The 23482-nt window shown below is 68.9% G+C and carries 16 protein-coding genes and 4 pseudogenes; 7 read left to right on the top strand and 13 right to left on the bottom strand.

What is annotated here, in order from left to right; all coding sequences use genetic code 11:
• Nucleotides 1–275: 275 nt before the first annotated feature.
• Both ACWD5D_RS36915 and ACWD5D_RS36920 read right to left on the bottom strand, forming a co-directional pair.
• Nucleotides 276–851, bottom strand: coding sequence for a helix-turn-helix domain-containing protein (locus ACWD5D_RS36915; RefSeq protein ID WP_451377173.1), 576 nt, complete (start codon nt 849–851; stop codon nt 276–278).
• A 154-nt stretch (nt 852–1005) separates the two neighbouring features.
• Nucleotides 1006–3414 (bottom strand): lamin tail domain-containing protein, encoded by a 2409-nt coding sequence (locus tag ACWD5D_RS36920; RefSeq protein WP_451377174.1) that lies wholly within the window; start codon nt 3412–3414, stop codon nt 1006–1008.
• Nucleotides 3415–3836: 422 nt separating this feature from the next.
• Here ACWD5D_RS36920 and ACWD5D_RS36925 point away from each other — a divergent pair.
• Nucleotides 3837–4904 (top strand): annotated as a pseudogene (locus ACWD5D_RS36925) (IS256 family transposase); the annotation flags it as partial.
• A gap of 156 nt (nt 4905–5060) precedes the next feature.
• Nucleotides 5061–5820, top strand: a pseudogene (locus tag ACWD5D_RS36930) (transposase family protein).
• 55 nt (nt 5821–5875) lie between these two features.
• On the opposite strand, the gene ACWD5D_RS36935 reads toward ACWD5D_RS36930, so the two are convergent.
• Nucleotides 5876–8740, bottom strand: coding sequence for a M48 family metalloprotease (locus ACWD5D_RS36935; RefSeq protein WP_451377175.1), 2865 nt, complete (start codon nt 8738–8740; stop codon nt 5876–5878).
• A gap of 1211 nt (nt 8741–9951) precedes the next feature.
• On the opposite strand from ACWD5D_RS36935, the gene ACWD5D_RS36940 reads away from it, so the two are divergent.
• Nucleotides 9952–10272, top strand: a complete 321-nt coding sequence (locus tag ACWD5D_RS36940; RefSeq protein WP_451377200.1) for an SDR family NAD(P)-dependent oxidoreductase — start codon at nt 9952–9954, stop codon at nt 10270–10272.
• A 319-nt stretch (nt 10273–10591) separates the two neighbouring features.
• Here the strand turns inward: ACWD5D_RS36940 and ACWD5D_RS36945 are convergent, their stop codons facing one another.
• From ACWD5D_RS36945 to ACWD5D_RS36955, 3 genes are all read right to left on the bottom strand, one after another.
• The gene (locus ACWD5D_RS36945; RefSeq protein ID WP_451377176.1) at nt 10592–10804 is read right to left on the bottom strand and encodes a hypothetical protein; all 213 of its coding nucleotides are present in this window, start codon (nt 10802–10804) and stop codon (nt 10592–10594) included.
• Nucleotides 10805–11446: 642 nt separating this feature from the next.
• Entirely contained in the window at nt 11447–13147 is a 1701-nt protein-coding gene (locus ACWD5D_RS36950; RefSeq protein WP_451377177.1) for a vanadium-dependent haloperoxidase, read from the bottom strand.
• Between the two features lie 290 nt (nt 13148–13437).
• Nucleotides 13438–13743 carry an ATP-binding protein gene (locus ACWD5D_RS36955; RefSeq protein ID WP_451377178.1) on the bottom strand — a complete coding sequence of 102 codons (306 nt, stop codon included), beginning with the start codon at nt 13741–13743 and terminating at the stop codon, nt 13438–13440.
• 797 nt (nt 13744–14540) lie between these two features.
• Here ACWD5D_RS36955 and ACWD5D_RS36960 point away from each other — a divergent pair.
• Nucleotides 14541–14834 (top strand): transposase, encoded by a 294-nt coding sequence (locus ACWD5D_RS36960; RefSeq protein ID WP_451377201.1) that lies wholly within the window; start codon nt 14541–14543, stop codon nt 14832–14834.
• 41 nt (nt 14835–14875) lie between these two features.
• Here ACWD5D_RS36960 and ACWD5D_RS36965 read toward each other — a convergent pair whose 3' ends face one another.
• From ACWD5D_RS36965 to ACWD5D_RS36980, 4 genes and pseudogenes are all read right to left on the bottom strand, one after another.
• Nucleotides 14876–15556, bottom strand: a complete 681-nt coding sequence (locus tag ACWD5D_RS36965) for a DUF998 domain-containing protein (RefSeq protein ID WP_451377179.1) — start codon at nt 15554–15556, stop codon at nt 14876–14878.
• A 203-nt stretch (nt 15557–15759) separates the two neighbouring features.
• Nucleotides 15760–16089 (bottom strand): hypothetical protein, encoded by a 330-nt coding sequence (locus tag ACWD5D_RS36970; RefSeq protein WP_451377202.1) that lies wholly within the window; start codon nt 16087–16089, stop codon nt 15760–15762.
• 397 nt (nt 16090–16486) lie between these two features.
• A pseudogene (locus ACWD5D_RS36975) lies at nt 16487–16564 on the bottom strand (hypothetical protein); the annotation flags it as partial.
• A 25-nt stretch (nt 16565–16589) separates the two neighbouring features.
• Nucleotides 16590–17177: pseudogene (locus ACWD5D_RS36980) on the bottom strand (sigma-70 family RNA polymerase sigma factor).
• Nucleotides 17178–17562: 385 nt separating this feature from the next.
• Between ACWD5D_RS36980 and ACWD5D_RS36985 the strand changes: the two are divergent.
• Nucleotides 17563–18039, top strand: a complete 477-nt coding sequence (locus tag ACWD5D_RS36985) for an Lrp/AsnC family transcriptional regulator (RefSeq protein ID WP_451377180.1) — start codon at nt 17563–17565, stop codon at nt 18037–18039.
• An 86-nt stretch (nt 18040–18125) separates the two neighbouring features.
• Nucleotides 18126–19637, top strand: coding sequence for an MFS transporter (locus ACWD5D_RS36990; RefSeq protein WP_451377181.1), 1512 nt, complete (start codon nt 18126–18128; stop codon nt 19635–19637).
• A gap of 76 nt (nt 19638–19713) precedes the next feature.
• On the opposite strand, the gene ACWD5D_RS36995 is transcribed toward ACWD5D_RS36990, so the two are convergent.
• Nucleotides 19714–20520, bottom strand: coding sequence for a LysR family substrate-binding domain-containing protein (locus tag ACWD5D_RS36995; protein WP_451377182.1), 807 nt, complete (start codon nt 20518–20520; stop codon nt 19714–19716).
• Nucleotides 20521–20578: 58 nt separating this feature from the next.
• Between ACWD5D_RS36995 and ACWD5D_RS37000 the strand changes: the two genes are divergently transcribed.
• Entirely contained in the window at nt 20579–20980 is a 402-nt protein-coding gene (locus ACWD5D_RS37000; protein WP_451377183.1) for a DUF5997 family protein, read from the top strand.
• A 27-nt stretch (nt 20981–21007) separates the two neighbouring features.
• On the opposite strand, the gene ACWD5D_RS37005 is transcribed toward ACWD5D_RS37000, so the two are convergent.
• Complete coding sequence (locus ACWD5D_RS37005) at nt 21008–21907, bottom strand: peptidoglycan-binding protein (RefSeq protein ID WP_451377184.1); 900 nt, start codon at nt 21905–21907, stop codon at nt 21008–21010.
• Nucleotides 21907–23448, bottom strand: a complete 1542-nt coding sequence (locus ACWD5D_RS37010) for a DUF6519 domain-containing protein (RefSeq protein WP_451377185.1) — start codon at nt 23446–23448, stop codon at nt 21907–21909. Before ACWD5D_RS37010 ends, ACWD5D_RS37005 begins: the two co-directional genes overlap by 1 nt.
• Between the last annotated feature and the right edge of the window lie 34 nt (nt 23449–23482).

Below are 23482 nucleotides of genomic sequence, written 5' to 3' on the forward strand. Positions count from 1 at the left end.
GTGAACAGAGGCAAGCGGTTTCTTTCAGGTGGAGTCGCGCTGATTGCCGCCCCGGATCATCTGACGCAGGCTTGTGCAAGCCGCGGCCAGGTCCTGCTGGAGTTCTTGGACGTGATCTGCGAGTGGCCGGAGCTGGGCCAGCTCGCGTTCGAGCTCCCTGTTCGCTCTGGTGCCGTTGATCGAGCGCGTACGGGCCTGCCGCAGCCCACAGGAGCGCCAGATGATGTGACTGAGTGCGGTAGTTGGCACCGATCGCCAACCATCACGCTCGGTTCTCAGGCAGAGGGCCCGGGTGGCGGATGGACGGTCATGATCAGGTGGCAGGTGGTGTCGCCGGCCGCGCGGTAGGTGTGGGGGACGTCGCCGTCGAAGGTGGCGGTCTGCCCCGCCTCGACCGGTTGCTCAGCGTCGACGAGGAGGATCATGTGCCCCTCGGTGACGCTGACGGTCTCGACGACGCCGACCTGGTGGGGATGGCTCGGGTACTCCTCGCCCGGTTTCAGACGCCAGCGCCACACCTCGACCGGGGCGGGACCCGAGGTGGTCAGCATCAGTCTGGCCTCACTGCCTTGCTCACCGGCCCACAGAGGCATCACGGCATCGGCGGACACCACGCGAACCCGCCCCTCGGCAGGCCCGTCCAGCAGCGCGGAGACCGAAACGCCGCGCGTGTCGGACAGTCTGACCAGAGTGGCGAAGTTCGGGTTGCCCCGGGCCTTCTCCAGACCGACCAGTGCGCCTTTGCCGACCTTGGCCCGTCGGCCGAGCTCGTCCAGGGTCAGGCCTGCGCGGGTGCGGGCCTGCCTGACGTTGTGCGCGAGCGTGCGCAGGGCTGCGTCTGTCTCGGTCACCTGCCGCACCATTCGGCGGCCGTGGGGCCGCGGGCAGTGGGAGTCACGCCTGGGACCTGTCCGGCACTGCAGGCGCTCGCACGTCAGGACATATACAGACAAGCCCGCCCGCCCCGCTGCACTGGGCGCGGGAGCGGGCGGGCCTGCACCAGCCTTACGGCTTCACACGCAGAACCTGCGGGTCGTGGTCGCTGGCCTGGTCGGCGAACTCGGAGTTGATGTGCACCACGTCGTAGGTGACGCTGGTCAGCATGCTGGGGTTGACCATCATGTGGTCCAGCACCTGCGAGTTGCCCTGGAAGACGTAGGAGTAGCGCTCGTCCACCGGCAGGGTGTTCATCATGTCGGTGAGCTGCTTGCCGTCACCGGTCAGGGTCTTCATCGCGGAGGAGAACTGGTAGTCGTTGAAGTCGCCCAGCGAGACGATGAGGGCCTTGGGGTCGGCGGCCTCGAGCTTCTTGACGAAGGCGTTCTCCAGCGTGGCCTGCTTGTTCCGCTGGATCTCGGAACTGCGGACGGGCTCCTGGATGCGGCCGGCGATGTTCTGGTCGCCGCCCTTGCTGTTGAAGTGGTTGGCGATCACGAAGATCTTCTTGCCATTCTTCGAGAGGAACTCGCCGACCAGCGGCTTACGGCTGCTGTTCCACGCCTCGTTGGTGGGGTCGATCCGCCCGGGCGAGACGGTCAGGTGGGCGTCCTTGCCCTTGCCGGCGACGTCGACGGCGGTGAGGGAGTCGCCACCCGGCCGGTCGACGAAGCCGACCCGGCTCGGGTCGAACATGAAGACGGTGCGGATGTTGCCACCCGGCTGGCCGCCGTCCTTGTTGTTCACCGGGTTGATCTGACGGTACTCATAGCGCGGGCCGCCCGCGGCGACGATGGCGTCAGTGAGCTTGGCCATCGTCTTGTCGGGGTCCACGGTGCCGTCGTCGACGGCGCCCGAGTTGTCCTGGATCTCCTCGAGACCGACGATGGCGGGCGCGCGGAGGTTGGTGACCAGGCCCTTGGCGAGCCGGTCGAACTTGGCCTGCGGGTCGCTCGGCGCGAGGTTCTGCACGTTGTACGTGCCGATGGTGACCTCGTTGGACTTCGCCTGGCTGACGACCTCGGGCTTGAGGCCGTTGTCCTTGTGGGTGCCGAGCTTGCGCGCCTCGACGATGTAGGTGCCGGCGAACTGGCTGTAGTCCAGCGGGCCCTCGGTGACGCCGGTGAGCTCATCGCCCACGTTGGCCATCGGGAACGGGTCCGTGGTGTTGATGGCCTGGACCTGGAGACGCGCCACGTTCGGGTCGTCGTAGCCCGGGTAGTAGACGCCGCCGCGCTTGGTCTTGTTGTGGGTGGGGTCGGCCGTGACCCACATCTCGTGGTAGGCGTCCGTGGCGCCGACGACGCGGGCGTCGGAGATCTGGACGTTCATGCCCTCGAGGGACTCGTAGAAGTCCAGGGCGTACTTGGTCGGCTCGAGGTCGAGGTACTCGATGCTGCCGTTGCTGTCACCCTTGGAGGACCACGCGGCAGGGATGCTGTCCTTGTCGAGGACGACCGGAGCCGGCAGCGGGTTGCCGCTGGACAGCACGGTGACCGTCGGCTTGATGATCTCGGTGATCGACTGGATGCCGCCGTCGTAGCCGCCCGGGTAGTACTCGGAGACCACACCGGAGACGGTGACGCTGTCGCCGACCTTCACCGTGGGGGTGGAGCTCGTGTAGACGAAGATGCCCTCGCTGGTGCGGGGGTCGTTGTCCGGGTTCGGGTCCTGCATCCAGAAGCCCTTGGACGTCGAGGACGTGCTGGTGGTGCGGACACCGGTGACGATGCCGGTGACGTCCGTGACGTTCTTGGTGGCGAGCGGGGAGCGCCGGGTGGTGCCCTGGATGTCGTGGATCTTCGCCGAGATCGCGTCGGCGGGGGGCGTCGGGGTCGGCGACGGGGAGGGGTCGCCACCGCCGGGGCCGCCGGCCTCGCCACCGGAGTTCTCCGGGGTGGGGTCACCCGCGGCGAAGTCGGCCGCGTTGTCGTCGGTGTCGACCAGGGTCTTGCGGGCGACCGAGGCGGTGTTGCTCGCGCCGGCGGCCGGGCCGGAGCCCTCGTGGACGACGGCGGTGCCGAAGCCGACCAGATCCTTGATGCGGGGGTCGGCGGCGCAGTCGGCCTTGGCGACGCAGGTCAGCAGGTCGGTGCCCTGGACCAGCGCGACGGTGCCGGTGGTGCCCGACATGTTGATGTTGCCGGTGGCGTCCGGGGCCGGCAGGGCGGTGGTGCCGCCGGTGCCCGCGGCCTCCTGGATCAGGTAACGGCCGTTGCCGGCAAGGGAGCCGGTGAGACGGGTGGCCTGCCACTTGCTGGTCGGGCCGGGGTTGCCCGACAGGTACTGGACGGTGTAGCCGGAGAGGTCCAGCGAGCCGGAGCCGGCGTTGGCGAGCTCGATGAAGTCGTTGGTGAGGGTGGCCCCGGAGTTGCCGCCGCCTCCGTAGACCTCGGATATGACAGCGTCGGCCGACGGGGTGGCGAAGGCGGAGTGGACGCCCACTCCGGCCAGCACCACCGAACCGGTGATCGCCATCGGGATCAGCCGCTTGCGCAGAGAAGTCGCGCGGTGTCTTGCACGGCGGGACGTTTCAGCGCTGGAGTTCGACACAGGAAGGGTCTCCTTGGGAGCCGGGAAAACATGAGGGCGCGTGGGGGAGCACCGACCGACCCGGATCCGCTGTCGACGGCCGGGGTCTGGCACGCGCTCAAGCTACGCGCATAGATACGTCCGGAAAAAGGCTGAGGTTGAAACGCTTGGCAAACTGTTATCCGGCACCTGGCTCGCCCGACCGCCCGGTGCGGGTGGCGACATGACCAGGGGTGAGCCGATCCGATGGGTGCGGCGACAGGCCGGGGTCTCTACGCTCACCGGTGTAATTGATGATCATGGAAGCGACATCAAGTGACTGACACCGTGACCGAGTTCATGACCGCCGATGACCAGGCGGAACCGTCCTGGAGGCCGCGGCGGTCGAGCAGAAGCTCATCGGCCAGCTCGTCGAGCAGGCCCGCAGCAAGGGGCTGCAGCTGACCGGCGAGGGCGGGCTCCTGCAGCGGCTGACCAAGACGGTTCTGGAGTCCGCCCTCGATGGCGAGATCACCGATCATCTCGGCTATGACAAGCACGATCCGGCAGGCAAGGACGGCGGCAACAGCCGCAGCGGCACCCGTTCCAAGACCGTGCTGACCGACATCGGCCCGGTCGAGATCGACGTGCCCCGCATCCGCGAGGGTTCCTTCGAGCCGACCATCGTCAAGAAGCGACAGCGCCGGCTGACCGGCGTGGACGAGATGGTTCTCTCGCTGTCCGCGAAGGGCCTCACGCACGGCGAGATCTCCGCGCACCTGGCCGAGGTCTACGGCGCGAACGTGTCCAAGACGACGATCAGCACGATCACCGACAAGGTGATGGACGGCATGGCGGAATGGCAGAACCGGCCACTCGACCGCGTCTATCCGGTCGTCTTCATTGACGCTGCCAACGTCAAGATTCGCGATGGCCAAGTAGCCAACAGGCCGATCTACGTGGCCCTGGCGGTCACCGCCGAGGGACACCGCGACATTCTCGGACTGTGGGCTGGTGACGGCGGCGAGGGCGCGAAACACTGGCTGCGGGTGCTCTCCGAGCTCAAGAACAGGGGCGTCGACGACGTCCTCATGCTGGTCTGCGACGGGTTGAAGGGGCTGCCCGACGCGGTCGGCGAGGTCTGGCCGCGAACCGTGGTGCAAACGTGCGTAGTTCACCTGCTGCGGGCGTCGTTCCGTTACGCAGCCCGGCAGGACTGGGACAAGATCGCGAAGGCGCTCAAGCCCGTCTACACCGCGCCGACCGAGGACGCGGCCACGACCAGGTTCCTGGAATTCGCCGAGGTCTGGGGGAAGAAGTATCCGGCGATCGTCCGTCTCTGGGAGACCAGCTGGGCGGAGTTCACGCCTTTCCTGCAGTTCGATGCGGAGATACGCCGGATTGTGTGCACGACCAACAGCATCGAGAGCGTCAACGCCCGCATCCGCAAGGCCGTCGGCGAATTCGAGAGATCGTCGCAACACATGGTTGGTTGGTCAGGCAGTGACCAGTCTATGCAGGCGCTCGGCTGGGATATCCCAGCCGAGCGTTTTGCGTTCCTGTGCCGTTGGAGGAGGTGTTCGAAGTCTCAACCCGTCGGCACAGGAGCCTCGTTGGTTTCTCATCCTGCCGCACTCGACCTGCCGCACGCGCTGGTTGAGTGGGTCACCATGCTCATCGTCACCCGTGAGGGTGACCGCCGCTGCAAGCTCCCACCGCACCAGCGCGCGCTGGTCGCCTTTGGTGTACCTGCGCAAGCACGACACCCTCGCGCAGATCGCCGCCGGCTTCGGCATCTCGGTGGGCATCGCCCACACCGCCCACGCCTACACCCACACCGTGGTCGACCTGCTCGCGGTGCGGGCACCTGGCCTGCTCAAAGTCCTGCGTGAAGCCGACCCGGACTTCGTCCTGCGCGACGGCACCCTTGCCGCATGCGACCGCCTCGGCGACGGCCGGGCGGACTACTCCGCCAAGCACCGCCGCCACGGCGTGAACGTCCAGATGGTCACCGATCTGACAGGACGCCTGCTGTGGATCTCGCCCGCCCTGCCGGGCCGGACCCATGACCTGACCGCGGCCCGCGCCCACCGGATCATCCGGTTCTGTGAACGCCAAGGCGTCCCGATCCTTGCCGACCGCGCCTACATCGGCGCCGGACCGTGGGTCACCACACCGGTCAGACGCCCACCCGGTCGCGACCTGTCACCAACCCAGCGCACCGTCAACCGCGCGCTCCCGGCAGTACGGGCACCGGTCGAACGAGGCGTGGCCCGCCTGAAGTCCTGGCGGATCTTCCACCACGCGCGCTGTAGCCCGAATCGAATGTCGTCAATCGCCGCTGCCGTCCTCACCCTGGAGCGGCAACGCTGAAATAGCTCATTGACATCCAACCTAGTCGGCCCAGGTCAGCGCAGACAGAGGCGTTTCAATGCTTGCCAGGATGGATAACCGCATTGATTCTGTGCTCAACCGATCCGAGAGTACCTGCGGCCTTATCGAACTGCTTCATTGACGCAAGGAAGAGGTCTCCGTCCTCCTTGGAGAATGAGTTGAGGCAACCTCTCCCCGCTTCTTGAGCCTTGGCGATGAACGTCGCCCACTGGGATTCGATCCCGGGTTCTGGAACGGGGAAGTAGCGTTTGGCAGACTGGGCGTCATGAAGGAGCGCGGTACACAGAGGTGGGAAGACGGTGTCGCTGATCTGCCCGGTGCCGGTATCGGCGGCCTTGGTTAACGCTGAGGAGAGCCGACGAAAGTCTTTGTTCCACCGGGTCATGATGTCGAGGCCCCCGTAGTTGTACCAGTAGCCGATCTGTCGCGTTCTCAATCGAGGTGAAGGGCTTCCCGGCTGGAGGACCTGGCTGAGCTCCGCAGCGGTCATCTTGCTGCCGGACGTTCCATCCTGAGCCAGGATCAATCCATTCGCGGCTACGGCGCCCAGTACCGCCAAGACCACCACGCCTGCCCAGATCCGACGCACGAGGGTCATGTCAGGGGTGACGCGCATGCTGGAATACGTGACCGGGCCGCGGCCGAGACTCGTAGCTCTGTGAAAGGCGATGGCTATCGTGACGCTTGCGAGCGCCATGCCGGGAGCCGTCAGTTGGATGGGACCCACCAGTTGACGGGCCAGGCCCGACGCGGCGCCTGGTCTCCACTCGCACTGCGTCGCCATCGTGTTCAATGGACCAAGGCAGCCGTCGGCCGCTGCCAGGACGTACCAGCCTGCGAAGCCGAGCAATGCCGCGGCTTCAGCCACGATGACTGCCGTGACCAGGCTGAACCGGTGGTCTCCGAGTGCCACGGACACCGTGGAGGCCACGATCATCCCGGCGGCCAGGCCGACGAAGACCCAGGCCAGGTAGATCAGGGAGAACAGGCGGCTTTGGGCTCCGTTGGATGCCTGCCATGTGTGCATGAACGCCATGGCGTCCACTGCGCCGATCCAACCGACAACACCGCCCAGCGCCGCCGCGATCAGCAGCCGTCGCAACGGCGGCCGGGGCGCCTCACATACGAGGTTGCCGGTGAACTGTTCGCGCACCGTTCGATACGCTTCGGCGGTCAGCGCCACAAACCACGCCGAGAGCGGTGCAGCGCACAGGGCTACCAGGGCTGCCATCGCGATCGGATCATTGAGCCAGATCAGATTGAGCCAGACGACGGCGATCACGAACAGGATGCCTTGGTGAGCCGTCGATGGCCCGGGGAACTCCTGCTCCAACACGAGCCGCCAACGATCGGCTCCCATGCCGTTTACCGCCAGTGAGACTCCGCTGGTCTGCCACCAGGCGAACCACCCCCAAAGCACAACAACCGATGACACGACGACCGGGGCCATGGTCCAGCGGACCGTGCGGCCACGGCGGGCACTGAGCCACAGGTGCGCACATTGCGTCGTCCACCAGGCGAAGGCCATCCCGGCAAGGACGACCAAGAGGAGGTATTCGGGCTGGGTCGGCAGCCACTGAAGGTTGACCACCTGGCTTGAGATCAGCGCACCGAACGTCATACCGGCGCCCAGCGCCAGTCCCGTGCGGGTGCCCGAAGTCACACGGCGGTCGGTCTGCAGCGCGTAGAGCACAGCGCGCCAGCGGACGAGGCCGGCGATACCCGCGACGACGACGGCACCCGCCAGAGCGATAGCGTCGTCCGCCCCGGGGCTGTTGGCAACGCTCGGCCCGAGATAGGAGTCCAGTTGCGAAGTGATCAGCAGCGCGGCGGCGCCGGCAAGGAATGTCGGCAGCGTCCCTTCAGTGAACAGCGCTTTGGGATCGTCAAACGCCTCCCGGCGCTTCTCCCAGCGGGGATGGGCGCGCCATATCTCTGTGAAGGAGTTCCAGCCGCGAGCGAGCCTGCCGGGCGCCGCCTGGGGGTCGGCGAGCTCCCAGTATCGGCGGCTCGCGCCGTACCGGCCCGCGGCTAGGTCGGCGTAGATCTCCCTACTGCGCAGCACATCCGAGCGTGCGAGATAGACCAGCGCCACCATGGCCAACGCGAAGACGAACTGCCGGACGATCAAGGGTTCCTCGGCATGCCAGTACGGGGATCTGGCTGAGGCCGCAGTGTTTGCTGCGTACCAGGCCACGAACGGCAGGAGCACGACGGCCAGGAAGACGCGCCACAGAGCGACGGTGACGTAGGTCAGGGTGACATCGCCGCCCCGAATATGGGCGAATTCGTGCAGTACCACCGCTTGGAAGCGTTCGGGGTCCTCGGCCCGCTGTACAAGCAAGCCCCCGTGCAGGCATACCCAAGGGCGCCTATTGCTACCGAAGACCAAGGCGCTCGTGGAAGCCTTGGCCGGGGCAACCAGGACCCGCGGCGTGGCCGACAGGCCAACGCGAGCCGCCAGCGCCGAGAGTTCGCCTCCGATCTCGCCATCGCGATCGACGATACTGAGCGGGACGAGGCGGGCCCGCCGTGCCTTCCACCGCGGAAGAAGCCGGAACACGAGACTGGAGAAGAGCAAGAGGAGAAGCGGCCAGACGAGAATTACCCACCACGCGGGAACGGGGTTGTGGGAAGCCTGGCAGGAGTCATAGGCCGCATTATGGGCTGCAGCAACAGCGGCGTTGGCGGCGTCTCCCTGGGCCGGGTCTCCACCCGCAGCCAGTAGGCAACCGTACGCGTCCGGGACCCGGGTAAGACCGTACGCTGTCACGATCCACATCATCGAACCGCTGCTGACTAGCAACAGGACGATCAACACCGCGAAGCGCAGCGTGGTGCCGGCAACAAGGGGCTTCTCGGTGGTCCGCGGCGCGGGCACTGCCATTGCGGCGCCCATCTAGCGCTCCTGCGTCTCCGGGGACGACGCGGGCCCCTGGCCGGGTGGGGCAGCGGGTTGCCTGCCAGCCTGCTCCGACTCATGCAAAGCTAGCCTGGCCACCACCGCATCAGCGATCGCCGACGCACGCGCTTCGCTCAGCCGGTGACGCGCCGCGGTCTCTAAGACGAGCCGACGTACCTCACCAAGCTGTTCCCGACTCAGCGGCGGCATGACCGTCGCCGCTGTCCGCCGGTCCAGGTTCCGGCGAAGCAGCTTCGCGATAACTCGAGTTGCACCGTCCGTGACAGTCTCGCCGAATCGGCGGGCAGCCTGGTCCATCGCAATCCATATGACAGGGGTTGCGAGCGCCGCAGTCTCGCCCAGACCGAAGCCCAAGGGCTCGCCTCGAGTCCTGCGCGTAAGCTGCCGCATGACCGTCGCATCATCGAGCACGGCCAAGCCGTCGAGTAGAGGCGACTCCTCCGGCGCGAGGGCTGTGATCACGTCGCGTACGACGACTCGGATCTCTACCTCCGAGGTTCGCGCGGCTTCGGCGTCTGACATCTCGTACAGCCCTCGCCTCTCTGATCATTGATGATCAATAGCGCCGACCGTATCCCACAGTTGTAGGTCTCACGATGGAAACCGGGGATTGGTTACACGACTCCGTCCGATACTCTCACCCCGTCGACAGCCAATGTAACTGCGGGAGTTTCGGAGCCAGTTGGGGTACGTCCACCGCCGCCGAACCCTGCCCGGTCTCGCACAGGAGACTGGAGTGAGCCCCGCGAATGTAGCCCGATGGACCCATACCCCCCTCTCTCCCCGCTGCGGAGGAACCACCGCACCGCCTCTCCACACCCCCCCGATCGAGCCGGAGCCCCAGCCATGCTGCGGGGCGCGTGCCGCTCCCCAAGGCAGCCGTAAGGACAACCGTGCACCGCAGCCTTCACCAACTGCTCCGAGGATCACGAGGCGATCGTGAGACCGGACGACGAGATGCCCCGCACGAACCTCGCGACGCCGCCGGTCACAAGCTGCCGGGTGGGCCACGATCTGTGAGTCGCTACAACCGAACCCAGCCTGCGGCCGTCCTTGTCATCCATTCCAGTCGACGCAGACCAGGAACTCGGAACACAGGCAGGGCCATGGGGTCACGTTGACAGTGAAGTTAGTCCGCACAGGTCAGCGCCTTCCGCTGGACTAACTTCACTGTCAACGGACACGAACTGCGGCCCTTCCCGCCCGGGGCCTCCGTCTACGTCGGCAGCAAGCACGCCGTCGAAGGCATCACCAAGTCGGTAGCGCTGGAGGTCGCCACGTCGGGAATCCGCGTGAACGCGGTAGCCCCTGGCCCCACGGACACCGGCATGCTCACCCGCTTCACGGGCACGCCGGAGAACAAGGCGGCCTTGGCGTCGGAAGTTCCTCTGGGTCGCCTCGGCCTCCCGGAGGAGCTTGCCGATGCAATCGTCTTCATCGCATCGGACGAAGCTTCATACATCACCGGCCATGTCCTCAACGTCGACGGCGGTCACACCACCAACTGACCTGTTCAGCCGCGAGGGTCTACTCCGCGCCCGGTTGACCGGGCATGAGTGGAACAGTTCTTCAGGCTTCCAGCGCACACCATCAGCAAGGTGAGGCGCACCGCGTCCCGGGGTGGTTGATTGATCCACGCCGGTTGGCGTAGCCAGCTTCGCAGGGCGCCTAGCGATGGCAGCGGCGGAGAACGCTCGACATGGGTGCGGCCTGCGTCCCGGGTTTGACGAACGGCTCGGGGTGCGCACGCCCCACGTGGCAATCGTTGCCGCCTGAAGATCAACCGCGAGCGCTCGCAGGTTCAGCGGGCCCGCGCTGCGGCAACTGTCAGGAGAGCTGGTCAAGCAGTTCCTGCCGGTGCGCCGTGGCCCACGAACCGGGGTGGATGGGCTCTCGGCCGAGTAGCTCCTGGATTGTGCTGGTGGTGACCGCCGAGTAGTCCATGCGGCCCTCGTAGGTCTGTCGCGCCCAGATCAGAGTGCGGGCTGCGTACGCGGCGTCCATGTTGGCAGGCGCGACGTCCAGCCCGGCATCGATCATGCGCTGCAGGTGCGGCGGGCCGTTGCCGTCTGGCTCCTTCGACGGCGGCAGGCGCGGGAGACATGGCGATACATGACCGATTCGGGTTGCTCCTGGCAAGCGGGGCCGCCTTGAGCGTGCCGGAGGTGAGCGGCGGCGGCCAGGCAAACGCGTATGCTCCGCCGCCGGTCGGCGCAGTCGGCCGGGCGGCCTCGGGATAGAGCGTCCGCCTCTTGGCGTCATCCAGGATGGGGCCGCGCTTGCTGAAGTGCACCGTAGCCGTGCCAGTGGCGGCGGCCGCGGTGCCGGGTGCGGCCGAGCCGATGTATACGGGGATGCCGACTGACAGCGTTCCAGATGTGGGCCTGGGACAGGCGGACGTGATCGTCCGGCTGGGACAGCCGCTTGCAGCAGCAAGCGGCACGGCGAAAACCGCCGGCACTGCCGCCGCGGCCATTCCTTTCATGAGCGCTCCATGGTGTTGGACGGCGCATCCAGGCAGCCGCGGGAAACGACCCCAGCGGACCTCTTCTCCCAGTTGGCCCCGGGTACTCGGGTGGGCCGCTCTCTGAGCGTGGTCCGAGCCAGTGGTACCCGATGCGCCGGGACCACTGGCTCCTGGCCACTGCCATGCTGCGCATGGTTGTCGCGCGGTGGGGGCGGTCAGAGATGACGCGCCACGAAATCGGCCACTTGGGTGCCGAGTTGCTGGCCCGCGCGGTTGTCGAGGGAGGTGTGCTGGCCGGACCAGATCCGGCTGAGCCACGCTTCGGTGGCGGCGTCCTGGAAGCCGGTGAAGGTTCGGGTGACGCCCTTCGACGTCACCGCGAGACGATGCCGCGCACCGTAGAACCCGGCGAGCGTCGTTGCCGCAGCCTGGCCGAGAGCGCCGTGAGCGCCGGGATAGGACGGATCCGGTGCGGTCGGCAGCAGGGGGGTCCAGTGGGGATCACCGACGATGCCCGAGTTGTAGTGCGTACCGCCGAGCCGGATGGCGGTCACGGGCCGCCATACGTGGTAGGCGTACTTGGCGTCGTACATCGCGATCGCGGTGTCGGCGAGGGACAGGTCGAGCCGGGCGAAGACCTTCACCGCCTCCTCCAGGCTCGCGTTCTGGGAGGTGACAAGGCCCTGGGCGACCTGGTTCCAGACGTTCCAGACGGGTGCCGCCGCCCAGAACTTCGCGGCTGCCGTCTGGTCGGGGGTGCGGGTGGTACTGGTCTTGCTCCCCAGGCTCTTGACCTCGTTCAAGGCGGTGGCGTACGCGGCGCCGCTCACGGCCGGCGGCGGTGCCGGGCGGAACTGGTGTCCGTCGGTCAGCACGAACGGCTTGACCGAACCCCAGTTGGTGAACACGGGTGTCGGGAAGCCTGGAGGGGTGGGCCGGTAGTCACCGGCCTTGTTGCCGGGGTCGAACCGCGGCGGCTTGGCTGAGGACCCGTCGTCGGACCGCAGGCTGATCAGTCGGCGGGCGACCTCGGCTCCCACACTTATGCCCGCCTGCTTGCCCGGGCCGCCCGGAATCGCGGACAATTGGCTGCTCAGGCGCTGGTCCACGCCTGCGCGCTTGGCCGGGTACAGGGCGACCAGCACATCGTGGGCTGCCTGGTCCGCTGCGGCATCCGCACGAGCGCCTCCTGGTGCCGACACCGAGAACACGTAGGCGGGGCCGACCCGGGTGATCGATACCACGGCGTCGTATTCGGCGGCCTGGAGGAGCGCGAAGCTGCGCGTGGGTTGGACGGTGGACGGCTGCGCCTTCGGATCGCCGAGGATGGTGATGAGCTCGCGGTTCCACTCGACGACCGACTTCCCCGACCCCGTCGCGGCGGTGCGCGGGGCCGGCGAGTGAGCGGTGGTGGACCCGAAGGCCGGGCTGGTGAGTCCGGCTGCCAGCGCGGTTCCGGCAAGTATGGCGAGTGTCTTCTGCTTTCCACGCATGTTCTGTGGCTCCTTGTCTCTGGTGGCGGGCTGTGGCAACTGGCGGTCATGCACGTGGCTCATCTGGGCCGGCCACGCGGGCGTGATGGTGTCGGGGTGGTGCGGGCCGGCCGCCAGGTGGGGATGGCGACGGTCGTGGAGGACGAGTTGTTCGGCGGTTACTGCGGCAGCTGCGAGCGGGCCGGGGCCGGGGTCGTCCAGGGCCATCCGGTCCATGAGGGCGGTCCGACGTAGCAGCCAGGCGCGTTCGGCGGCCGTCGCATCGATCGGGGGGCTGGTGAGGGGCCGGGCCTGGCGGCCGTCGCGTTCGGCTCCGAGGCCGAGCACTTGATGCATCTCGCGCCGCAGATCCGGCGCATTCGTGTATGCCTCGTGCGGGGGCGGGACGCTGATGTCTTTGCCGCTGTTCGGGGTGACGTCCACGCTCACACCTCCGCCGGTACACAGGGGTCGGTTCCGCAGCGTTGACACAGCACCGTGTCGTGGTGGGGGCAGGCCGCCGTGATCGAGGGCCGATGGGTGTGCCGTGGACCGCATGGGCACCTGGGCCGGGCCCGGGCAGTTGTCGACGGGGCACGGCTTGTGGGCCGCGAAGGCCCACTCGGCGGGGGCGTCGGGTGACCCGGCGCCGCGGCCACCCCCAGTGCCCCGTCGCTGTGCTGCGGTGCCGGCCCCGGCAGGGGGCCGCAGCTCGTGCGGAGCGTACGGTCTCGTCATGGCGAGCACCTCAGGCAGGCGCGGACTTCGCGGCCGCTGCGTGTCTGCTGAATCTCGGTCGACTGGGCGAGGTACTGGACGATGCCGGTGCCACGGCCGTGTTCGTCGGGGTCGACCTCGGAGCGATGGCGCTCCGCGGCCGCGCCGGAGTCAGTGACCACGATGTGCAGAGCGTCATGGTCGAGGGCGAGCAGCAGGGCCATGCGCTCATGGCCGTACTGGACAGCGTTGGCGGCGAGTTCGTCGACGATGAGAACGGCGGAGTCCCGCTCGCTCGCGGGCACACCCCAGGTCTCCAGCACATCGGCCGCGAAGTGAGAGCGGCGGAGACATGCGCCTCCTGCGCCGGCAGAGTGAGCAGCGCCTGGCGGCGGCAGGGTCGGCCGAGCAGCGAAGTCGGGCTGGCGGAATCGGTCACAAACATGGTCTTCTGACTCTTCTGTGGATGTGCGGAGACTGGAACGGGGCGACCGCAAACAATTTCGGAGGCGGTCGGTAAGCCGGATCCTGATCCTGCATGGGCGCGCCCAATCAGTTCCACGGACGACGCATGCCGGACGGTTCGACCTATTCGCCTCTTTTGTTCGGATTCTTGCGAGTCATGTCAATGTCGGCGCCTGTCTGGGCTCAGCCGCCGCTACCCAGAGCCCGCTGCCGCACTCGGCCGGACCGGGCACCGACAGCTCGGTACCCTCGCCCGTGGTCTCCCGGACGGCCCTGCGGGAACGTCGCACCGTAGAGCGGGACCGGCATCCCTGCCCGCATCTCGGCTGGGTCGCAGTCCTCGGCGTGCAGACGTGCTGGATCCTCGGCTCCGGGCTGTACGGACTTCGGGGAAAAAGAAGAGTTGTGTACGCCCCGTCGGCCCACTCATGCATGAGGTCAGCTGCGGAGTGGGCCGGTTCGCCGGAGCGGGGCGAGAGTGACCAGGCCCGGAAACCGTCGGCGCGTCGCGGGAGCCACTACGGAGGTCGCGTGACGGAAGCGGGCCAGAGCCGCACGACCGACTCGGTGTCGCCGTATTCGGCGAGCAAGTCCAGCAGGATCCGGTAGCCGGCCGCGTCATCACGCCCACCGACCCCTGCCCCAGGACAGCGACCTGGCCCAAGCCGTCGCCGTCCTCGCCCGCGCGTTCGCCGATCTCGTCCGTCACCAGCGCGGATACCTGCTGCTGGAGTGGATCCGCCAGGCCGAGCAGGACACGCCGAAGCCCATGAACGGCTTCGCTGGCTTCCTCCGCCAGGACCTCGACGCCGTCACCGCCGGGCTTACCCTCCCCTGGAGTTCCGGCGTCGTCGAAGGCCACGTGAACCGGGTGAAAACACTCAAAAGAGCAATGTATGGCCGGGCCTCGTTCGGACTTCTACGGAACCGGATCCTCACCCAGCCATGACCTTCACGGAACTCCGGACAAGCCGACCGTAGAAAGCCTCATCAGCTGCGGGTGGCCTGCGCCGTATGCCTTCTCGGCCGCGCATCCTGCATGGGAATCGCCTGGTGGAACAGGCCGCCGACACCGGCTGACAGCGCCCACGCCAGGAGGGGAAACACCGCTACCCGCTCCATGCCACCCATCCCGAGTCCGAGATAGCGGTGGGAGAGAAAGAGCCCGAAGGCCGTCATCGCCGTCACTCCCAGCAGGCTGGTTGCCCAGTGCAGCGGACCCGACACTTCATCCGCCAGGCCAACTCCCGCCAGAACAAGACCGATGTTCCCTATGGCCATGATGAGCAGCGCACCTAGGACATGCTGGTTCTCGTGCACGTCCGCAGGTGCCAGCCCGGCCAACACGAATCCCACGCCGGCGCAGGTCAGCAGGCACCGGGCTATGATCGCGGTCGCGCCTCTGCGGAACACAGCCCCAGCGAAGACGACACCGACGACGAAAAGCGTCCCCAAAGCGACGAACGAGGCGTTCATCAGGCCGTGTTCGGGCGAGCAGACGTAGCGTGACTGAGGTTCCGACTGCATGGCGCAGTGAGCATTACCTAGGTCACTGATGTTGTTCCGAACCCAACTGTATGGCCTGGTCCAGGCCGACTCGACGATCACGTGGGCCACGAAGAACTGCACCACACCTGCGACCCACGCGACGTATCCGATCCGAGCCTTCAACTATCCACCTTCTCCCGCACGGTTAACGTGCGAACAGCGGATCATGCACGGCTGGCCTCAGGCACTCCGACAAGCCCCCGGGCACGAGGTAGGGCAGACCCTACGTGCAGCCACGGCTCAGGGGGTTCACGGAACTGCGGCCAGAGCCAGATTCAAAGATCCCCATCAGGGCCGTCCAGTGACATGACCGCCATGGCCTGGCCTCACGCTCGGATGGTGACCAGCTTCTGACCGTTGCCGGTGAGGATCTCAAAGTGCTCGATGGCTCCCGGAGACATGGCGACCGCTCCTGGGATCGTGGTGCCGGCAGGGTACTCGCCTGCCCGCCAGGTAGCGCCGTCCGTCCTGGCCCCGCCGGGTCCGACCGCCTGCAGCCCAGGTGATTTCGGCGGGTGCCCCCTGGCGGAGATCTGCAGGAGACTGCCCCAGGCAGAGGGTGAGACCTTCACCGAGGCGGAGACGCCGGTGGTGGGATCGCTTCCGGAGAAGGTGCGCCAGGTGGTCGGCCTGGGTGGCTTCGCCTGACTGCTCACGGATCCGATGGCCGCCAGCCATGTACCACCGGCCGCTGCCGCGATCAACGTCAGGCGGCCGCGCCGGCCAGTTGCAGACGCCAGGACTTGCGGCGCCGGGCCGCGGCCTGCGGGAGCAGCCTCTCCAGCACACCCCCCTCTGGCGCCTGCGACACCGCGGGCGCCGCGCCCGCCGCGCCTGCGACACCGCGGGCGCGGCGGGCCGTTCGGGCCGGGAACCCTGCGCGCTTTCGGCTGCCCGTGCCACCAGCCGGCCGGTCAGGTCCCTGCCAGCCGTCGGCATCGTCTGGCCTGAGGCTTCGGCTTCGGTCACCGTCGCCAGCAGCGCCGGCAGTCCCGCCAGCTGGGCGTGTTGCGCCCGGCATTCGGCGCATGCCGCGAGGTGGACACGCACCTGTTCTATGTCCGCCGAGGGCAGCGTGCCCAGGACGTAACCTCCCAGCGTCAGCTGGAGGGCGTCGTGCTCCGCACTCATGGTCGCCGCCTCCTGCCCGCCACGGTCATGGCTCGATGCCCCGTTCCTGCAGCGCCAGCCGCAGGGCGTGCAGGGCGTAGTACGTCCGCGACTTCACGGTGCCCAGCGGGATACCCAGCACCTGTGCGGCGTCCGCCATGGTCCGGCCCCGGTAGTAGGTCTCCAGCAGGACGGCGCGGTGGTCCGGGGACAGCGACCGGACGGCGCCGGCAACCGCCCAGCTCTGCATTGCCTGCTCGATCTGGTCCTCGCCCGGCGGCCCGCTGAAGGGCCTCGCCGCCGGCCTCGGCAGGTCTGGCCTGCCGGGCCCGGTGGGCGTCGATGACCAGGTGCCGGGCGACCGTACACAGCCATGCCCGGGCCGGGCCGCGTGCGGGGTCGAACGCGGCGGGATGCTGCCACGCTCGCAGCAGTGTCTCCTGCACCACGTCCTCTGCCCATCGCCAGTCTCCCGAGGTCAGTCGCAGCACGTAGTGGAACAGGGCTCCGGCTCCGCGTACAGCGTGCGCAGCAATTCCTCATCTACGGTCGAAAGGCTCCCTCTATCAGAGACACGGTGCGCGGAGCGATCCGGATCGGTCCTTGGACCACGCTTTCGGGAACTCCAGGGCATGCGCCGATCGTACGCATGTGCGTCGCTTCGTCCTGTACGGGCAACCCCGCACCGGTCACGCTCTGTGAGCGTCGCGGGTGGCATGTCCTTGCGACGTTACGGCCCCACCAGGATCAAGCATGCGTGGGCCCGGGGTCGGCTGATCCGCGGCGATCCCGCAAGGCGCCGCGGGGTCCGCAGCGCCATCGACCTCCCCATGACAGCATCACAGGACCGAGTGGCTCAACTGGCTCATGTTTTGCTGAGCCATTGGCCCATGGTGCTCGGAGGGTCGTGAGGCCATGACGAGCCAACGGACCAGGTCGCGGGGCATGTGCGGCCGACGGAAGGCTGAGCCATTGGTACAGTCGGCGGTGATCGAACAGCACGAGGAGGCCGGAGCACCATGGCCGTGGACGAACTCGACACCCGCATCCTGCGACTGCTGCTGGAGCAGCCACGCACCAGCGTGCGGGAGTACGCCCGCATCCTCGGCGTCGCCCGCGGCACGCTCCAGGCCCGCCTGGACCGCATGGAGCGGGACGGCGTCATCACCGGTACGGGCCCCTCGCTGTCCCCCGCCGCGCTCGGCCACCCGGTGCTGGCGTTCGTGCACATCGAGGTCACCCAGGGCCATCTCGACGACGTCGGGGACGCGCTGGCCGCCGTACCGGAGATCGTCGAGGCCTTCTCGATCACGGGGAGCGGCGACCTGCTGGCCCGGGTGGTGGGGCGGGACAACGCCCATCTGGAGGACGTCATCCAGAAACTGATCAGCCAGCCGGGCGTGGTGCGCACCCGGACAGAGGTGGCGCTGCGCGAGCGGGTCCCGCACCGGCTGCTGCCGCTCGTGGAGTCGGTGGGCCGGGCGGCGCGCGGCTGACGCCGGCCCGCGGACGGGGCGCCGCACGCGCCGGCATGGGCACTTCCCGGAATGCGCGGGACCGGGCGGCTGCATAGCGTGACCTCATGACTACAGTCGAGCCGTGTCCGGCAGCCACTGCCGACCCGCGTCGCTGGAAGGCCCTCGCGGTCTGTCTGACGGGCGGCTTCATGACGCTCCTCGACAGTTCGATCGTGAACGTGGCGCTGCCCTCGATGGAGCGCGGGCTGGGCGCCGACGCCGCCGACGTGTCGTGGGTGGTCTCGGGGTACGCCCTCACCTTCGGGCTCGCGCTCGTCCCGGCGGGCCGGCTCGGTGACGTGCGCGGGCGACGCACGGCCTTCCTGTTCGGGCTCGCCCTGTTCACGCTGTCGTCCGCCGCGTGCGGGCTGGCGGCAGGTGCCGGGTGGCTGGTGCTGTACCGGCTGGTCCAGGGCGCGGCGTCGGGCGTCGTCGCCTCGCAGACGACCGGGCTGATCCAGCAGATGTTCCAGGGCGCCGAGCGGGCCCGCGCGTTCGGCATGCTGGGCAGCGTCGTCGGCATCTCCACGGCGGTCGGCCCGCCGGCCGGCGGCCTGCTGATCCAGGCGTTCGGCGTCGAGGACGGCTGGCGCTGGGTGTTCTACGTCAACCTGCCCATCGGCGTGGCCGCGTTCTGCGCGGCGCTGCGGCTGCTGCCACGCACCCCCCCGGTGACGCCCGGCAGGCGGGAGAGCATGGACCTGCCCGGTGTCCTGCTGCTCGGCGCGGGTGTGCTGGCGCTGATGCTGCCGCTGGTGCAGGAGCAGCAGTGGACCGGGCGGGAGAAGTGGGCGCTGATGCCGGTCGCGGCCGTGCTGCTGATGGCGTTCTGGGCGTGGGAGCGGCACCAGGGGCGGCGCGGGCGGGCCCCGCTGGTCGACCTGGAGCTGTTCTCCCTGCGGTCCTTCTCGCTCGGCGTGCTGCTGAACCTGGTGTACTTCGCGGGCTTCACCGCGGTGTTCTTCGTCTACACGCTGTTCCTGCAGAACGGCCTGGGCTACGGCGCTTTCGCGGCCGGACTCTCCACGCTGCCCTTCGCGATCGGTTCGGCGGTCGGCGCGGCCATGAGCGGACGGCTGGTCGTCCGGCACGGGCGCGGGCTGGTGATCGTCGGTCTGGCCGGGGTGGCGGTGGGCCTGCTCGGGGTCGTCGTGGCCGTGCAGGCGGTGCCGGGTCAGGGTGCGGCCGTGGCCGCCGCGCTGCCGTTGCTGGTCGCGGGCGTCGGTTCCGGCGTGACGGTCTCCCCGAACACGACGCTGACCCTCACCCGTGTCCCCGTGCACCGGGCCGGAGCGGCCGGCGGTGTCATGGTGACGGCGCAGCGCATCGGCTCCGCGGCCGGCATCGCCGCCGTGGGCGCCGTGTACTTCGCCCATCTCGCCAACCACGGCAGCCCCACCACGGCCCTGCAGCTCGGACTGCTCACAGCCATCGGGATCACCGTGATCGCCCTGTGCCTGGCGGTCGCCGACCTGCGTGAACGCCGCCGCGCCCCCGAGCCGGAGCAGACCGCGGCCCCGGTCCGGCAGGGTTCGGGGGAGGGCGGTTCCGGGGAGCCGGTGGGACGGGGGGCCTGAGCGGAGGCGCGCACCCGGCCGGTCGCCACCGCGCGACCCGTGGCGGTCGGCCGCCCCTCCCCTCACGACCTGCGGCTCACGACCTCCGGCGCGGCTTCCCCCGCTTGGCCGGCTTGCCGCCGGCCGATCCTGTGCGGCCTCGGCCGCCACCGCCGGCGGACCTGGCCCCCGTCGGTTTTCCGCCCGTCGCCTTGGCCGCGCCCGGCTTCTTCTGGCGGGCAGCCCCCTGTTCCGGGCGCCCCCGCTGCTGCTCCGCCTCGGGCTTCTGTGCCGTACGGCCGCGTGTGCTGTTCACCGTGCGGCCCCGGACGATGCCGATGAAGTCCTCCACCAGGTCGGTGGTGGCCTCCTCGGGCCAGGACAGGGCCACGCCGGACCGGGGGGCGTCGGTGACGGGGCGGTAGGTGAGGTCCTTGCGGTGGTACAGGCGGGCCAGGGACTGGGGGACGAGCAGGAGACCGACGTTCGCCGCGACCAGGTCGATGGCGTCCGGGGTCGTGGCGGGGCGCTCGAAGGCGGGCTCGCCGGGCGGGCTTTCCCAGTCGAAGACGTCGTCCAGCGGGTGGAAGACCACCTCGTCGGCGAGGTCGGCGAGGCTCACCTCCTCCGCCGCCGTGATCACGTGGTCCTTCGGGACGACCACCACCGTGGTCTCGGTGTAGAGGGGGATCGCGCTGAAGAACGTACGGTCGACCGGCAGACGCAGGAGTCCGGCGTCGGCCTCCCGCGCGCGCAGGACGTCTGCCGCCTCGCCGGCCGGTACCTGGACGAGGGTGAGCGGGATGTCGGGCAGGCGTTCGTTCCAGATCCGCACCCACTTGGCGGGCGTCACTCCGGGGACGTACGCGAGCCGGAACGACGGTGATTCCTCCGAGCCTGTCACCAGGCCAGGTTACCGGCCGTGGTCGGATGCCCGGCACGCGGCCGATACCCTTGACCTCATGAGTTCGCAGCAGAGCAGCCAGACGATGAAGCCCGCGACCGCGGCGAAGAAGCTGGGTGTGTACCTTCCCGCCACCCCCGCCGCCTTCCAGGAGGGTGTCGTCTCGCGCGCCGAGCTGAACGAGCTGACGGCCAACCCGCCCGAGTGGCTGCGCGAGCTGCGGCAGAACGGCCCGCACCCGCGTCCGGTGGTCGCCGCCAAGCTGGGTGTGTCCATCGCGGGCCTGGCCCGTGGCGGGGTCACCGAGGCGCTGACCACCGAGCAGATCGAGGCGCTCAAGGAGGAGCGGCCCGAGTGGCTGGAGAAGGAGCGCGCCACTCAGGCCGAGGTCCGCAAGGAATCCGTACGGATCAAGAACATGAAGAAGGAGAAGCAGGAGAAGGACGCCGGGCGCGCCTGACGCCTCGTCCCCCGCTCCTCCCCCGGTTCAGCTGTCCGACGGCACCTTCAGCCTGTCCCAGCTCGTCCGGCCGGGGATGCCGTCCGCGTCCTTGCCCTTGAAGCCCAGCTTGTGCTGCCAGGCGGCGTAGGACTTGCGGTCGGCGTCGGCCCACTCGGGGCTCGGCCCCTCCTCGTAGTGCCCGCAGCCCTCGGCGACCAGCCGGCGGCCCATCGCGGTGATGACCGGCGAGCGCTGCCCGATGTGGAAGAAGCCACTGCCCGGGAACGGCGCGTACTTCGGCTTGGGCACGGGCTTGGGGTCCGTCGGCTTCCCCGGGTCCGTGCCGCCGCCCTTTCGGGCCAGCCGGTCGGCGATGCGCCCCCGCATGCCGTCCATGGTGAAGCCGCGCGGGTCCTGCTTGCCCGGCTGCCACTCCTTGTGTCCGATGACGGAGCGCTCCGACCAGCCGTGGTGCCGGCAGATCGCGGCGGAGACCTTCTCGATGGCCTCCTTCTGCGCCTCGGGCCAGGGGTCCTTGCCGTCGCCGAGATTGATGCACTCGAAGCCGTAGAAGTGCCGGTTGCCGTCCACGTCGGCCTGGTTGTCGTGCGGCAGCGTCGTCTCGTTGACCACCGCGCGCAGGACGTCGCTGTCGCCGAGGCCCGCGTGGTTGGCGCGGCCGTTGCCGACGAGGTGGACGTGGCCCTGCTTGTCGATGACGCCGTGGCAGAGGGGGCCGGGCAGGCCGGAGTAGCCGTTGTAGCAGATGTTCACGGAGTTCTCGGTGCCCGAGGTGACGGTGTGGTGGATCATCACGCCGTTGACCGGACCCCAGGGGCCCTTGGTGTTGCGGTTGTGGTGGCGCCAGTCGCGCACCTCGTGGACGGTCACTCCCTCGGCGCGCAGCACTTCCAGCAGCTGCGACGCGGTCATCGGCTGTGCCATCACTCGTCTCCTTCCGCGGCCGCCTCCGCCGCCGCCGTGGTCTGCGAGCGGCCCCCGGAGGGGTCGGCTTCGGCCGCCTGCTCCTCGCGCGCGGCGAGCGCCTCCGCGTCGAGGGCCTGCTGGTCGGCGGGCGGGATGTCCTTGCCGAACGGGCCGAAGGCGTACCGCAGGTCGACGGAGGTGCCCTCGCCCTTGACCAGGGCCAGCGGCGCGAAGTGCCGGACGATGCCGGCCGGGGCCTCGAGCAGCGGGCGGCGTGCCGCGTCGGTCGGCCACTCGACGCTGCCGGTCGCCGTGCGGGCGGGGATCAGCCAGTGGTCGCCGGTGCGGTAGGTGCCGTTCTTGGCGAAGTACACCTCGACGCCGTCCTCCAGCGGCAGCCACTCGCCCTCGGCGAGCGGGATCGCGCCGCCCTTCAGGGCGGTGGTACGGCCCTTGCGGCGGGGCGCCTCGTGGTGGTCCCAGCGGCGCAGGAACGGGTGCAGGTGCGGCAGCCGTCCGACCCGCGGATTCGGTTCGGCGGACAGGCGGACCCTGCGGCCGGGCAGGTCCAGTTCCTCCACCCGCAGCAGGGGCAGCGGCTCGAGGCGGGAGGCGTACGCGGTGTCGGTGAACTCGACGAGGTCACCGACGTCGAGGTCGAGCTTGTCGTCGAGGCCGAGAGTCGACAACTGCACCCAGGTGCCGTCGAGTTCGTCGACCGGGAAGACCACCGAGCCGTTCTCCCGGGACCACTTGAAGGTGGCCTCCTGCGCGTCGCCGCCCGCGTGGACCTCGACTCGGTACAGCTGGTTCTCCGGGCCCCGGTAGCGGGCGTCGGGCCGGACCAGGCAGGGGTCCTCGTCGGCGTGTTCGGGCCGCTCGCTGCGGGCGGCCAGTCGCCCGGCGGGCGCCTGCTTGGCCGCCCAGGTGTCGAACTTGCGGCGGACCGTGTCCACGGACGGGTCGGACTCCTCGATGTCCAGCTCGGACAGGGTCAGTGGCAGCACCTGCCAGACGACCTTGGAGCGGACGGCGGTGTCGGGCAGCGCGGCACCGAGGGCGACCTCGCGCAGCGCCGGGTCCTCGGCCGCGGACACCGCCCGCTCCCACACCCTGAGGTAGACGACGAACGGCGACTGCGCGGGCGAGGGCAGCCGGTCCTCACGGTGCTCCGGGTCGCGGAAGCCGTCCGGCTGGCTCCAGTAGTCCCAGTCGGCGCTCTCGGGGGCCGGCTGCTCCTCGGCGTCGCCGTCCGGCACCGGTGTGCCGGGCACCGGGCGGTACGCGTCGCACAGGATGCCGTCGACGTAGTAGCGGCCGGGGGAGATGGACAGGGTGTCGATGTCCTGCTCGCCCACGTACTCGATGTAGAAGCCGGTCCTGCCGGCCGGCCCGCCGTGCTGTCCGATCAGGTCGGTCGCGAGCGTGCGGGCCTGGTGGAGCTGGATCGCGGTCTGCTCGTTGAGGTCCGCGTCGAGTTGGACACGGCCCTGCTGGGCGATGACCGCGGAGTAGTGCCGCTCCGGGCGGAAGGTGGAGCGGGAGAGATCAGCGTGCATGAAGGGAGTCCCCCTGGTTCGGAAGTCTGCGGGC

This window comes from Streptomyces sp. NPDC002520, from assembly GCF_053595235.1.

What these genes read in the sequence shown, in the direction of transcription:
- ACWD5D_RS36920 (WP_451377174.1), bottom strand. Translation starts at nt 3,414, where the DNA reads ATGGCGATCACCGGTTCGGTGGTGCTGGCCGGAGTGGGCGTCCACTCC.
- ACWD5D_RS37000 (WP_451377183.1), top strand. Translation starts at nt 20,579, where the DNA reads ATGAGTTCGCAGCAGAGCAGCCAGACGATGAAGCCCGCGACCGCGGCG.
- ACWD5D_RS37005 (WP_451377184.1), bottom strand. Translation starts at nt 21,907, where the DNA reads ATGGCACAGCCGATGACCGCGTCGCAGCTGCTGGAAGTGCTGCGCGCC.
- ACWD5D_RS36935 (WP_451377175.1), bottom strand. Translation starts at nt 8,740, where the DNA reads ATGGGCGCCGCAATGGCAGTGCCCGCGCCGCGGACCACCGAGAAGCCC.
- ACWD5D_RS36990 (WP_451377181.1), top strand. Translation starts at nt 18,126, where the DNA reads ATGACTACAGTCGAGCCGTGTCCGGCAGCCACTGCCGACCCGCGTCGC.
- ACWD5D_RS36985 (WP_451377180.1), top strand. Translation starts at nt 17,563, where the DNA reads ATGGCCGTGGACGAACTCGACACCCGCATCCTGCGACTGCTGCTGGAG.
- ACWD5D_RS36945 (WP_451377176.1), bottom strand. Translation starts at nt 10,804, where the DNA reads ATGATCGATGCCGGGCTGGACGTCGCGCCTGCCAACATGGACGCCGCG.
- ACWD5D_RS37010 (WP_451377185.1), bottom strand. Translation starts at nt 23,448, where the DNA reads ATGCACGCTGATCTCTCCCGCTCCACCTTCCGCCCGGAGCGGCACTAC.